10 protein-coding genes are annotated in these 13,677 nt (G+C 36.9%); 3 read left to right on the top strand and 7 right to left on the bottom strand.

Annotation, left to right across the window (positions count from 1 at the left end; translation table 11 throughout):
- Nucleotides 1-18: 18 nt before the first annotated feature.
- From ACM46_RS21165 to ACM46_RS21155, 3 genes are all read left to right on the top strand, one after another.
- Nucleotides 19-522 (top strand): GNAT family N-acetyltransferase, encoded by a 504-nt coding sequence (locus tag ACM46_RS21165; RefSeq protein ID WP_048508682.1) that lies wholly within the window; start codon nt 19-21, stop codon nt 520-522.
- Nucleotides 523-816: 294 nt separating this feature from the next.
- The gene (locus tag ACM46_RS21160; protein ID WP_048508681.1) at nt 817-1,398 is read left to right on the top strand and encodes a helix-turn-helix domain-containing protein; all 582 of its coding nucleotides are present in this window, start codon (nt 817-819) and stop codon (nt 1,396-1,398) included.
- Nucleotides 1,391-1,837 carry a response regulator gene (locus ACM46_RS21155; RefSeq protein ID WP_048508680.1) on the top strand — a complete coding sequence of 149 codons (447 nt, stop codon included), beginning with the start codon at nt 1,391-1,393 and terminating at the stop codon, nt 1,835-1,837. Before ACM46_RS21160 ends, ACM46_RS21155 begins: the two co-directional genes overlap by 8 nt.
- A gap of 603 nt (nt 1,838-2,440) precedes the next feature.
- On the opposite strand, the gene recG is transcribed toward ACM46_RS21155, so the two are convergent.
- The 7 genes from recG to ACM46_RS21120 form a co-directional block, all read right to left on the bottom strand.
- Nucleotides 2,441-4,525, bottom strand: coding sequence for an ATP-dependent DNA helicase RecG (recG, locus tag ACM46_RS21150; protein WP_048508679.1), 2,085 nt, complete (start codon nt 4,523-4,525; stop codon nt 2,441-2,443).
- A 117-nt stretch (nt 4,526-4,642) separates the two neighbouring features.
- Nucleotides 4,643-5,176: a thioredoxin family protein gene (locus ACM46_RS21145; RefSeq protein ID WP_048508678.1), complete on the bottom strand. Its 534-nt coding sequence runs from the start codon at nt 5,174-5,176 to the stop codon at nt 4,643-4,645.
- Nucleotides 5,177-5,217: 41 nt separating this feature from the next.
- On the bottom strand, nt 5,218-6,729 hold the full coding sequence (locus ACM46_RS21140) for a peptide MFS transporter (RefSeq protein ID WP_048508677.1): 1,512 nt from the start codon (nt 6,727-6,729) through the stop codon (nt 5,218-5,220).
- A 20-nt stretch (nt 6,730-6,749) separates the two neighbouring features.
- Entirely contained in the window at nt 6,750-7,745 is a 996-nt protein-coding gene (locus tag ACM46_RS21135) for a PDDEXK nuclease domain-containing protein (RefSeq protein ID WP_048508676.1), read from the bottom strand.
- A 58-nt stretch (nt 7,746-7,803) separates the two neighbouring features.
- Nucleotides 7,804-9,558 carry a peptide MFS transporter gene (locus ACM46_RS21130; protein WP_048508675.1) on the bottom strand — a complete coding sequence of 585 codons (1,755 nt, stop codon included), beginning with the start codon at nt 9,556-9,558 and terminating at the stop codon, nt 7,804-7,806.
- 132 nt (nt 9,559-9,690) lie between these two features.
- A complete protein-coding gene (locus tag ACM46_RS21125; RefSeq protein WP_048508829.1) occupies nt 9,691-11,346 on the bottom strand; it encodes a peptide MFS transporter in 1,656 nt (551 codons plus the stop codon).
- Nucleotides 11,347-11,488: 142 nt separating this feature from the next.
- The gene (locus tag ACM46_RS21120) at nt 11,489-13,618 is read right to left on the bottom strand and encodes a S9 family peptidase (protein ID WP_048508674.1); all 2,130 of its coding nucleotides are present in this window, start codon (nt 13,616-13,618) and stop codon (nt 11,489-11,491) included.
- Nucleotides 13,619-13,677 lie beyond the last annotated feature (59 nt).

Below are 13,677 nucleotides of genomic sequence, written 5' to 3'. Positions count from 1 at the left end.
TTTTTAATACAAAAAATTATGAAACTAATACAAGCAGAGAAAAAAGACATTCCCCTTATCCAGGACCTGGCAAGAAGATCCTGGGAAAATGCTTATGCAGAGATTCTTTCAACAGATCAGATGGAATATATGCTGGAAGAAATGTATTCCGAAGCTGAAATCGGGAGCCATTTGGAACATCCGGATTACCATTATTACATGATTCAGGACGAAAATAGCGGTTCTTATGAAGGTTTTATAGGATACCAGCATCATTATGAAGAAGGAACAACGAAGCTGCACCGCATTTATCTGGTTCCGGAAAGCAAAGGAAAAGGATTTGGAAAGGAAGCCTTGCAGTTTCTGAATCACCAGGTTTCTGAGAATGGAGACAGCAGAATTATCTTAAATGTGAATAAATTTAATGCCGCCAAAAATTTCTACGAATCCCAGGGATACAGTGTTTATGGGGATGGAGTATTTGATATTGGGAACGGTTTTGTGATGGATGATTATCTTATGGAATTCTTAATTCACAAATAGATGACTTAAAATTCTGTAACATTTAATTTTAATTCTATAACATGTGATGTTTCTTTTTGGATCATCTTTGTATCAGAACCAAATCACTTTCAATAATACATTCATATGCTTGGTTTTGAGCTACAGTAGCTTTTTATCAGTATATTTTTTTCATCCTTAGTGTTTAAATTCCTGTATTCAATATGCAGGAGTTTTTTGTTTTTAGATATTATGTTAAAAATATTCATTTCTATTTCACTTTTAAATGAAATAAATTATATATATTTACTTTAAAATTCAAGACACTATATCAGGATGAAAATGTATGTGAAATTTGACTTCAATGCTCTCTGCAAGAAAGTGTTGGACGAAAAGCTAAAAGAGCACGGGCTGAAATACCGCCTGCTGAACTTCGGTGAAGTGGAGTTTTACGAACCCATTACCCAGGAGCAGCATAATCTTTTTAAGAAAAACCTTAAAGATTACGGCATAGAGATTATTGAAAGCCAGAAAACGGCTTTGGTACAGAAAATCAAGGATACCATTGTAGAACTTGTTTTTTCTGAAGATGCAGTCCCTGTAAAAGCATCTATTTATATCGCTGAAAAACTGAATCACAGCTACGGATATCTTTCCAATCTTTTTTCAGAGGTTGCTTATACTTCAATAGAAAACTTTATTATTCTTCAGAAAATTGAGTATGCGAAGGAGCTTATCTTAAATAATAAGCAGAGCCTTACGGAAATTGCTCATAAACTGAATTACTCCAGTGTGGCGCATCTCAGTACCCAGTTCAAAAATACAACCGGGATTACGCCTTCCCAGTTCCAGAAAATCATTACCAAGAGGCGAAAGACGCAAAGCATGGCTGTAAACTCCAAAACAACCTATGAATAAAGAATATCTAAATGTAATAGCAGCAGATAATGACGAGGGTAATATCATATTCTTTAAAAATATTTTCAAAGGTTTAAAAATGGGAGTGAAGTCCCAGTGTTTTTCAAACGGTGAAGATCTTATTAAATATCTGTACAGCTGCGGAGCCATTATACCGGAGATTATTTTTATCAGGTACGATATTCCCGGGAAAAACGGAATGGAATGTCTTGAAGAAATTAAAAAAGAACCCAGATTCAGTAATATAGTCATTGCGATTTATGCAGACCAGATTTCGGAAAACGAAATAGAGGAAATATTTGTAAACGGGGCTCATGTTTTTATGAAGAAACCGGAAACCTATGAAGGCCTGAAAAAGGCGCTTACTGAAATTATAACAATCAACTGGCAGTATCATACTTCCGGGCTTAATAAAGATAATTTCGTCATGAAAGTATGATGAATAAAGGCTTTTTGGATTTGTATTCCATAGAGAGGATTTTGTATTTAAAGCATACTATTCACATAAAGGTGAAAATTGTATAACTAATAATTGAAATAATATAAGGCGGGATTCGCACAATATCATCAATTTTGTAAACGTAAACATTGCAACACAAATTAGCTATATAAAAAAGCAATGGATGGTAGAGAATAGATTATTTCATTAGAAATCCAAAATATAAATCACAATGTTAGTTTTAACAAAATGGATTATGTTTATTTCCAACTATAAAGCATAGAAGATCTTTAAACAAAACGGTACAATCATGAAAACTTAAAAAAGTTGAAGGGTATTTATTCGTTTCATTCCCACTTCCTTCAACTCGAACAGTTAGTTTTTATAATAAGCAAGTTGGAAAAATAATTCATTTTGTTTTTTTATAATTTATTTTAATAGTTAAGACTGAAAGTCAAATACTATATAAATATTTTCACACCCAATCACAAGATATTAGTTCTTGCTATTAAAATAAATTTTTTTTAAACAGACCAAAAGTAATTTCTTCTAAATAACAGTTTTATAAGGGGGCCGCGGAAAAGTAATTTTTTCGCGGTTTTTTTATGAAATTTTACTCCATTTATTTTTCCCTTTGTAGTACCTCAGATAGTAGTTTTTAATGATGAGATTGTCCGGGTTGGCCAGATGAGGATCTGCTTCCAGAATTTTATCCACCGTATTTTTTGTGGTTTTGATGATGGCAGAATCATTCACAAGATCCAGTCTTTTAAAATCTACTACACCGCTCTGCTGCGTTCCCAAAATATCTCCCGGACCTCTGAGCTGCATATCCACCTCAGAAATTTTAAACCCGTCATTGGTTTCCGTCATCGTTTTGATGCGGGTTCTGCTTTCCTTTGATAATTTATCGGAAGTCATCAGGATACAGTAGCTCTGTTCGGCTCCTCTTCCTACGCGGCCCCGCAGCTGATGAAGCTGTGAAAGCCCGAATCTTTCCGAACTTTCAATCACCATTACAGAAGCATTGGGTACATTAACACCTACTTCTATTACAGTTGTAGCTACCATGATTTCTGCCTTTCCTGATGCGAAATAATTCATAGCAGCATCTTTTTCGGCCGGTTTCATTTTCCCGTGAAGCATGGTCGTATTGTAATCAGAGAATGCAGTCATTACATGGTCCAGACCTTCCATCAGATTTTTATAATCCAATGTTTCAGATTCTTCGATTAATGGATACACGAAATAAACCTGTCTTCCTTTCTTGATCTCATCTCTGCAGAAATTATACACATAATCTCTGTTTTTTTCACGTCTGTGAGCTGTGATAATTGGTTTTCTTCCCACAGGCATTTCATCAATGACGGACACATCCAGATCAGAATAAAAGCTCATTGCTAGGGTTCTGGGAATAGGCGTTGCAGTCATCACCAGAATATGTGGCGGAATTTTATTTTTCGCCCATAATTTAGCCCTCTGTGCCACACCAAAACGATGCTGCTCATCAATAATAGCTAAACCCAGATTCTTAAATTTTACTTTATCTTCCAATACGGCATGCGTTCCCACCAAAATAGAAAGAGTTCCGTTTTCCAGTTCTTCATGAATGATTTTTCTCTCCGAAGTTTTGGAGGAACCTGTCAGAAGACGCACATTGACGTCTGTTCCGGCTAAAAGATCTTTGATTCCGTTATAATGCTGCTGCGCCAGAATTTCAGTAGGCGCCATCATACAGCTCTGAAAGCCATTATCCATAGCAATCAGCATCGTCAGTAAAGCCACCATGGTTTTTCCGGATCCTACATCACCCTGGAGAAGCCTGTTCATCTGAATCGGCCTTTTCATATCAATACGGATTTCTTTTAAAACCCGTTTCTGTGCATTGGTAAGATCAAAAGGAATATGATGATTGTAAAAATTATTAAAATGATCACCCACAATCGGGAAAGGGTTTCCCGGAGAATGGGTTTTGTGATGAAGTTTTTTCAGGGCATAACCCAGTTGAAAAAAGAAGGATTCTTCAAACTTCAGCCTGTTATCAGCCTTTTCAAAATGCTCCATATCTTTTGGGAAATGGATGTTTAAAAAAGTGTGCTGTCTTGATAAAAACTTAAATGCTTTTATCAGATAATCAGGGAAATTTTCTTCAATAAGGTTCGGGATTTCTTTACAGATATTCCTTAAAACTACCTGGAAAAATCTCTGGTTCAAACCTCTTTTAGTCAGCTTTTCCGAACTGGGGTAGATGGGCTTTAAACGGTTTTCACCCTCTTTTTTCTCCTCCGCTTCTATTTCAGGATGCGGCATGGAAAACTGCCGGTTAAAAACATTGATCTTCCCGAAAATATAAACCTCCCGGTTGACGGGAATCTGCTCTTTCAGCCATTTGGAATACTGAAACCATACCAGATCCATTGTTCCGGTATCATCATTGAATTTTGCTGAAAGTCTTTTGGTTTTCCCGGTCTGAACCTCCTGTACATGGGTAATTCTTCCTTTAAGCTGAATTTCAATGCTGCTCTCCTCGAGTTGAGAAACTTTAAACACTTTGCTTTTATCCAGATAGCGGATAGGGTAGAAATTCAGAAGATCGTCCACGGTAGATAAGCCCAACACATTTTTGATGAGTTTGGCTCTTTCGGGACCTATTCCTTTTACGTACTCTATGGAGGTTTCTAAAGTCATTTAAAAATGAGGCCTAATTTCGGTAAAATAGGTGTGAAATTAAAATTTTTCCGTAAAAATATTGAAACTTGAAGCCAAAAAAAGCGGCTTCCAATTTTTGAAAGCCGCTGTATTCTTTTAATCTTTGATTTTAGATTTGAATTTTTTCTGATAATCTTCCCATTGTTCTCTGGAACGGATTTTTTTGAAGAGATCTTTTGAAATAAACTCCAGATAAGGTTCCAGCTCTTTGGCGGAAAGTTCTCCCTGAAGAATGGTAATGGGACCTCCTTTTTCATCCAGAAATACGGTACTGGGAACAGCGCCTACATTCATGTATTGTGTAAATTCATGCAAAGAGCTTTTTCCTTTTTTATGTTCTGCATTATCATTGGAAAATGTTCTTCCGAAAACGTCAATAGATTTTTTTTCTTCAGCATTAAATTTTACAGGGTAGTAATTTTCATTTAAAAACTGGGCAATCACGGCGTGACCATATGTTTTTTTGTCCATGGTCTTGCATGGTCCGCACCAGTCTGCATAAAAGTCGATCAGGATTTTTTTGGGATTTTCTTTTTGGGCTTGTAAAGCTTCTTCAATAGTCATCCATTTCACCTGAGCGAAACTAAAATTTACTATAAGTAGAAGTATTATGCTTATAAATTTCTTCATAATTTGATATTTAAGTAAAAATAAGCATAATATTGCTTACTTTATTTTACGTCCTGCATTAATTTTTTCACGAACGGAGATATCAAAATTAATACCACACCGGCAATAACTGCATATAAACCCAATTGTTTATATCCATCAGTATAAGTGATTAAAACATCATAGTTGGTAGCTCCTTTTTTTGCAGTGGCAAGCCCCGCACCTATAATCCCGGCCACATACTGCCCGTAAGCAGAAGCCAGAAACCACATTCCCATCATCATCCCCTGAAGGTTTTTAGTGGATAGCTTCGTCATGATAGATAATCCGATTGGTGACAGACACAGCTCCCCAAGCGTAATAATTAATAATGCCAATGTGAAAAAGTTCAGAGAGGTGATTCCCTGAAGATCTGCAAAAAGTCTCGTAGCAAATAAAACGTAATACCCGATTCCCAGGAAAATAAATCCTAATCCGAATTTAACGATGGTATTGGGTTCTATTTTTCTTTTGTTCAGCCAAATCCAAAGAAGTCCGATCAGTGGAGCCAGGAAAATAATGAAGAAAGCACCTCCGGAGTTATTAACACCATTCGGGTCTAATCCAAGCAGGTCTTTATTAAGGTTTTTTGCTGCAAAAATACTTAGAGAACCTCCACTTTGCTCATAAATCCCCCAGAATATGATGGAGAAAATGATGAAAACCAAAGCTGCCCAAAGTTTTTTACGCTCAGAAGCGGTTACTTTTGACATTTCATAAAACAGATAGATAAGAGTCAATGGCCCGATGGTCCACATAAAATAATCTGTGTATTCCGTTTTAGCGACCATCGTCATAATGATAGGAACAAAAATAAGCGACAGGACATATACTCCATATTCTTTCCATTTTGAAATAGGGACAGATTTTACTTCCGCCAAAGGATGACCCGGCTGAAGACCTATTGTTCCCAATGTTCTTTGGGTGAAAATAAAATTAATAAGGCTTATAACCATAACTACCGAAGCCAGCCCGAAAGCAATATTCCATCTCATGGCTTCCGGAATGATAGTACCAAAGATTTCTCCTTTACCGATAGCAATACATAAATAACCTCCTAATAAAGCTCCCAGGTTTATTCCCGCATAAAATAAGGAGAAACCTGCATCTGCTCTTGAATCATTAGGCTTATAAAGCTGTCCTACCATGGATGAAATATTAGGTTTGAAGAAACCTGTTCCTACCACAGTAAATGCAATTCCCAGGAAAAAGAATTGGTGCGGATCAGCTGCGAGGATTAAACTTCCTACAATCATCAGAAGGCCACCCCAAAAAAGGGATTTTCTGAATCCGAGGATTTTATCGGCAAAAAGTCCGCCTACAAAGGTGAAGGCATATACGAATGCCTGGGTAGCGCCGTATTGAAGATTGGCTTCTTTTTCGTGGAAGTTAAGCTGTGAGATCATAAAGAAAACCAGCATTCCGCGCATTCCGTAGAAACAGAAACGTTCCCACATTTCAGAGAAAAACAGGCTCCAGATCTGTCTGGGATATTTTCCTTTGAAATTTTGTATTTCATCTAAAGTTAAGCTCATAATAGTATATGATAATTGTATTAGGGTTGTTTATTATTGTTTTGATCCAGTTCAAAACGGATTCTGTCCTGGTCTATAATTTCTTTTAATTCTTCTTCTTTTGGAAGGTAAAGGAGGTATTTGCTGGCAAACAGGTTGTTTTTGTCATTTAAGACAGAGTATTTTACAATGGTTTCATCTTTTTCTGAACAAAGCAGAATGCCAATAGTCGGGTTATCACCTTCGCCACGTTTTAGATCATCATACATTCTTACATACATATCAATCTGCCCGATATCCTGATGAGAAAGTTCTCCGGTTTTAAGATCAATAATAACAAAGCATTTCAGAATATAATTGTAAAACACAAGGTCGATGTAAAAGTCAGAAGTATCCGTAGAAATATGTTGTTGCCTTGCCACAAAAGCAAATCCTTTTCCGAATTCGAGAAGAAATTTCTGAATATGGTCTATAATAGCAGTTTCAATTTCTTTTTCGGAGGTCTTCTGATCCGGTGTTAAACCTAGAAATTCAAAAATATAAGGATCTTTTAAAAGACTGTGGATATTTTCTGCCGATGATTTTTTATGTTCCAGAACTCTTTCGTAGGCAAGGGAATTGATCTGTCTTTTCAAATCGCGGTAATTCCAGTTATTTTGAATGGCTTCATTGATGTAATAGTTCATTTTATCAATGTGATCAAGCCTTATAATCAATCTATAATGGGTCCAGCTCAATTCGTGACGCAGTGCGTCACAAATTGGAAAAGTATGATAAAAAGACCGCATATTTCTCAAATTGCTCTCATCAAATCCTTTTCCAAATTCCAGCGTAAGCTTCTGGGAAAGCTTTTTTAGAGTATGTTTTCCGTATTCAGCGCGTTCTTTTCCCTGCTGCTCATCTTCTACAATCAGTTTTCCGATTTGCCAGTAGGTAAGCAGTAGTGTAGAATTCGCTATCCGAAATACTTTTTCGCGCGACTGCCTGATTATTTCCTTTACGGACTGAAACAAAGAATTTTCGGAAATTTCCATCATACGAAAATAAAAAAAACCTCTGACTTAGCAGAGGTTTTGTTGTATTTTATTGATGCGGTTATTTTACACCGTGCATCATTTTCTTTAAGATTGGAGAGATGAGACCCAAAATAACAGATGCAATACCACAAAGTACTACGAATACCATAAAGAATTCGAATAAGTTGTGGATCTCAAATCCTACAAATGTAGGGTTGTGCAAAGGAAGTTGAGCTTTTTCAAATGCCGCAGCCTGCTCAGCAGTCAATGTTACTTTTTTATCCAGAACATCCTGAAGATTGACTCCTATTTCCTGAGCTTTTTTAAATTTATCACCTGTAGCAGGAATAAGTGCTCCTAAAGAACCGGCTAAAGCATAACCAGCTGCATTGGAAATAAAGAATACTCCGTATAATAATGATGCAAATCTCTTTGGAGCCAATTTACCTACCAATGATAAACCGATTGGCGATAAACAAAGTTCACCACAAGTCTGGATGAAATAAAGAAGCATTAACCATTTGATAGCTAATAAACCTGAGTTTCCAAGATCTTTTACGTTGTGTGCGATAATGAAGTAAGAAAGAGCGATTAATGCTAATCCCATTGCCTGTTTGAAAGGAGATACCGGCTCTTTTCCGTTTGCTCTTAATTTATCCCATGTTAAACTGAATGGAACGGCTAAAAGAACAACGAAAATTCCGTTGAAGATCTGAACCATTGAAGGAGGCATATTCCATCCGAAGATATTTCTGTCGGTCTGGTTATCTGCAATAAAGGTTAATGAAGATCCTGCCTGCTCGAACGCTGCCCAGAAGAAAATAATAAAGAAAGAAACGATATAAATTACCCAGATTCTTTGTCTTTCAACTTTGTTTTCTGCAGAACTCATGATAAGGAAGGCCAATGAAATTCCGGCTGCATAAATGAAAGGATAGATAATTCCTTTAATTAACTGCCCCATTTCTACAGCTTTAAATCCGAATTCTCCTACCAATAAGTATCGGAACGCGAAGAATAAAACCACAAATATAACTCCGGTGATCCCTAAAGACATTCCTGAGAACTTAGCCGTTTGGGTTTCTCCTTCTTCAAAGTCTGCACTTGTATTGTGTTTTGGTAATCCACCGATAGGTCTTCCTTCCGGTGTTACTACGTATTTATTTTTAAGGATAAAGAAAGTTACGGTTCCAATAACCATAGCAATAGAAGCGGCAAGGAATCCCCATTTGAATGCGAAGATATCTCTTACTCCCGTTGTTGCATCTTTCACATCTCCTACGTACGGGCAGATAAACTGTCCGAGGAATGCTCCGATGTTGATCCCCATATAGAAAATGGTAAAAGCAGAGTCAAGTTTAGATTTTTCCTGCTTAGGATAAAGGCTTCCTACCATTGAGGAAATGTTCGGCTTGAAGAATCCATTACCGAAGATGATAACGAATAACGCCAGCCACATGATCATTTTTGAACTGCCCAGATCGGCAGAGAAAGTTGAAGCACTGATAAATAGTAGAAACTGACCGATAGCCATTAGAGATCCACCTATTAAGATGGCATTTCTGTTTCCGATATATTTATCTGCAATGAAACCTCCCAAAAGAGGTGTTAAATAACATAAAGCTAAAAATCCACCGTAGATGATTGCCGCATCCGCTTCTTTTATTAATAAGGAATTTACCATAAAGAGCGTTAAAAGTGCTCTCATCCCATAAAAGTTGAAACGCTCCCACATTTCCGTTCCGAAAAGAACCCACAATCCTTTTGGATGCCTTGAATTCTTATTCTCTACAAGTTCATCCGGTTTCGGACTTAATGCTTCAATATTATCCATTCTATTGTTAATTTTTGTTAAGACTGACAAATATAGTTTTTTTTGAGTTTTTAACAAGGTTTTAATTTTATATTTAAATAAAAAAGCTGCAGAGTGATTCTGCAGCTTAATATTCTTTATAATAATTAGGGATTAGTGTCCTTTTTCTTTCATAATCTTATTTAATCTTTTTAACATAGACAGACCTAAAAGTGTCGCAAATATTAACAAAGCGAAATTAACAAGGAAATAATTCATCTTATTGTCATAGCTGTACCAGGTACTGGCCAGAATTCCGGAAAGCTTGTTTCCAACTGAGTTGGCCAAGAAAAATCCTCCCATCATCAAGGCGGTAATTCTTGCCGGGGAAAGTTTGGATACGAAGGAAAGTCCCATTGGTGAAAGGCAAAGTTCTCCTATGGTAATTACACCATAGCTGGCTACCAGCCACAGAGGAGATACTTTTACAGCTCCGTTGTCTCCGGCCATTACGGCAAGAACCATCACCAAACACGATAATCCGGAAATAAACAGTCCCAGAACAATTTTTGTAGGCGTTAAAGGTTCTTTTCCTTTTCTTCTCAGTAAAGCCCAGAATCCTACGATGACAGGGGTAAGCGCGATTACCCAAAACGGATTGATGGACTGGAATAATTCTGTATTGTATAAATAGACCTTAGTTTCAGGATTTTTTTCCAAAGCCTCACGCTGCTCAGGCGAAATATTTTTGAAATAAACATCCTTTCCGGTTTCTTTAATGGTGTTTCCATCTTTGTCTTTCTTAGACTGAAACTGATTGTCATATACGGGAACTTCTTTGCTTTCGTAGCTTTTTCCATCCACCATGTAGATATTTTCAAGAGGTTTTTCCAAAGAAGCGGGAACACTTCGGTCTGTATAATAATTGGCCCATCTTGTAAGTGCGGTACCGTTCTGTTTAAAAACGGCCCAGAAGAACATACTGATCAGAAATACGGAAAGCAGGGCTCCAATTGAAGGTTTCTCTTCCGGTTTGGCCTTGAAATAAAGTGAGGCATAGAAATAAATAACCGGAACACAGGCAAAAATAAACGCATCGGTACTGTCGCTTCCGAAGATATTTCCCGGAATAAACCATCCTATAGCTCCTACGGCAATGGCAGGAACGAAAACCTTAATTAAAATTTCCGAAAGTTTGGTATCTCCTTCCTCTACAGGCTTCATCTGTGCTGCATGGATATAGTGTTTTCTTCCTATGGTAAAAATGATAAGACCAACCAGCATTCCTACTCCTGCAGTAATGAAGGCTTCACCCCATCCGAATTTATTACGCATGAAGGCTGCAATAATATTACAGATAAAAGCTCCGATATTGATTCCCATGTAGAAAATATTGTATCCGGAGTCTTTATTGGCTTTGTAAGGCTCCTCGGAATAAAGGTTTCCTAATAATGTAGAAATGGTAGGCTTAAAAAAACCGTTTCCAATAATGATCAACGCTAATGAACCGTAAAAAAGAGGAAGTTCTTTGAAAACACCCATTCCGATATATCCGGCGGCCATCAGAATACCTCCTAAGTAGATGGATTTAATGTAACCCAAAACTCTATCGGCCAAAAATCCTCCAAGAAAAGGCGTTAGATAAGTCAAAGCAATGTAGGTTCCGAAAATATCATCAGCAGTTTTGTCCGGAAGTCCAAGTCCGCCTTTCATTCCGGTAGGCTCAATAACATAAAGTACAAAGATTCCGAGAATCAGATAGTACCCGAAGCGCTCCCACATTTCTGTGAAAAAGAGGAAGGGCAGGCCTTTAGGATGTTTAGTCTTCATATATTCAATTTTCAAATTTCCCAAAAATAGGTTTTTAATTTTAATTGATAAAATAAATAATATGTTGTGGAAATGATTAATGAAATGAATAAAAAACCTCTCAATTCAAATTGAGAGGTTTTGATTGTATATTATAAGAATATTATAGATTATTCAAAATAAAATCCGTCATTTTCTGGTACAGCTGTGGTCTTGTCTGTCCGCCATAAATTCCGTGGTTTTTATCTGGATAAGCCATGAAATCAAACTGTTTTTTGTTTTGAATCAAAGCTTCTGAGAATTCCATAGAATTTTGGAAATGTACATTGTCATCAGCTGTTCCGTGGATCAGTAATAATTTACCTTTTAGCAATTTTGCATATTCTGTAGGCGAGTTTTTATCGTATCCGTCCGGATTTTCCTGAGGAGTCCTCATAAATCTTTCCGTATATACAGAATCATAATATCTCCAGTTGGTAACCGGCGCTACGGCAATTCCTACCTTGAAAACATCGGCTCCTTTAGTCATTGCTAAACTGGTCATATAGCCACCAAAGCTCCATCCGAACATTCCGATTCTTGTTTTGTCGATATAGGGCTGGTTTCCAAGCCATTTCGCAGCCGAGATCTGATCTTCAATTTCGTATTTTCCTAAATTCATGTAAGTTACTTTCTTGAATTTAGTTCCTTTATAGCCTGTTCCACGTCCATCTACACAGGCAACAATATATCCTTTCTGTACCAGATGATTGAACCATAAAGCATTACCTGCATCCCACGAATTCGCTACCTGCTGTGATCCCGGTCCGGAATACTGGAACATAAACAGAGGATATTTTTTATTCGGATCAAAGTTTTTAGGCTTCATAATCCAGGCATTCATCTGATCACCTGCGTCATTTGGAATCGTAATGAATTCCTTATCTACAAAGTTATCTGCCTTTAATTTCTGAAGCTGGTCATTATTATTTTGAAGCTCCTTTACAGCTTTGCCATTTCCGTCTTTTAAAACAAAAGCATAAGGTTTTGAAGCAGTGGAAGACGTTTCAATGAAATAGTTGTAGTTTTTGCTGAAATTAGCAGAATTGTTTCCTTCAGCATTAGAAATAAGCTGAGATTTTCCGTTTTCAATATTCACTTTGGAAACCACCTTGTTGATGCTTCCTTTTTCAGTGGTTTGAACATAAATTTCTTTAGACTTCGGATTGAATCCGTAGTAATCGGTTACTTCCCAGTTTCCTTTTGTTACCTGTTTTTTCAGTTTTCCGTCTTTGTCATACCAATATAAATGACGGTTTCCATCTCTTTCGGAGGACCACAGGAAAGAATCATCCTCAAGGAATTCCATAGTAGGGCTGTCCGTATCAATCCATTTCTCGTCTGTTTCCGTAAACAATTTCTGAACAGCTCCCGTTTTAGTATTTACTTTTAAAATATCAGAGGCATTCTGAATTCTTTCTGAAGTGATCAGAACCATCTCATCAGGTTTTGCGGTCTGAATAACGTTCGGGATATAGTAATTTTTGAAAGAACTTAAATTCAGAGGAGTTGTTTTTCCACTGTCAATACGGTAAAGCTGGGCAGAAACAACAGAGTTTTTTTCTCCCGCTTTAGGATATTTGTAACGCATTTCATCCGGATAAAGTTTTTTTCCGTAAATCGGAATATAAATCTCCGGAACCTGGCTTTCATCCGACTTTACAAATACAATTGCATCCGAATTCTTAGTCCATTCGTACTGTCTTGCATGCCCGAATTCCTCTTCGTATACCCAGTCTGCCAATCCGTTAATGATTGAATTTTTCTTACCGTCGTTGGTAATTTGAGTAATTTTTCCTGAACTCAGATCCTGATAAAATAAATTGTTTTCCGCTATAAATGCTACCTTAGTGGCATCGGGCGAAAATCGTGGTTCCTGAACCGTTTTCCCGTCATTCAGACTGATTGTCTTTCCTGATTTCAAATCTTTTACATCAAACTTGCCCAAAAAAGAATGTCTGTAAATAGGCTGGCTTTCTTTTAAAAGAAGAATTTTAGATTCATCATCAGAAAATTCATAGCTATCAAACTTACCGTCTACAATATTTCCTTCTTTTTGTGAAGTTTTATAAGAATACTTGGCAATTCCTGTCGGTTCAATCACCAGATAGTTCTCACCATTTTTCATGGAAGCGATACCTGCGATGCCTTTTCCACGGTAATACCCGGAATATATTTTATCTAAAGTGATTTCCTGAGCAGATGCATTATGGAATGCCACCGCTACAGTAAGAGTTAAGAGTATTTTTTTCATTTCTAATTTTAATGATTCCAAATTTAATAATTCTTAGTCAGATAACCATATAAAAGAAA

Origin of the sequence: Chryseobacterium angstadtii (assembly GCF_001045465.1) — a bacterium.
Taxonomy (GTDB): Bacteria; Bacteroidota; Bacteroidia; order Flavobacteriales; family Weeksellaceae; genus Chryseobacterium; species Chryseobacterium angstadtii.
This window is presented reverse-complemented; position numbering and strand designations above follow the sequence as displayed.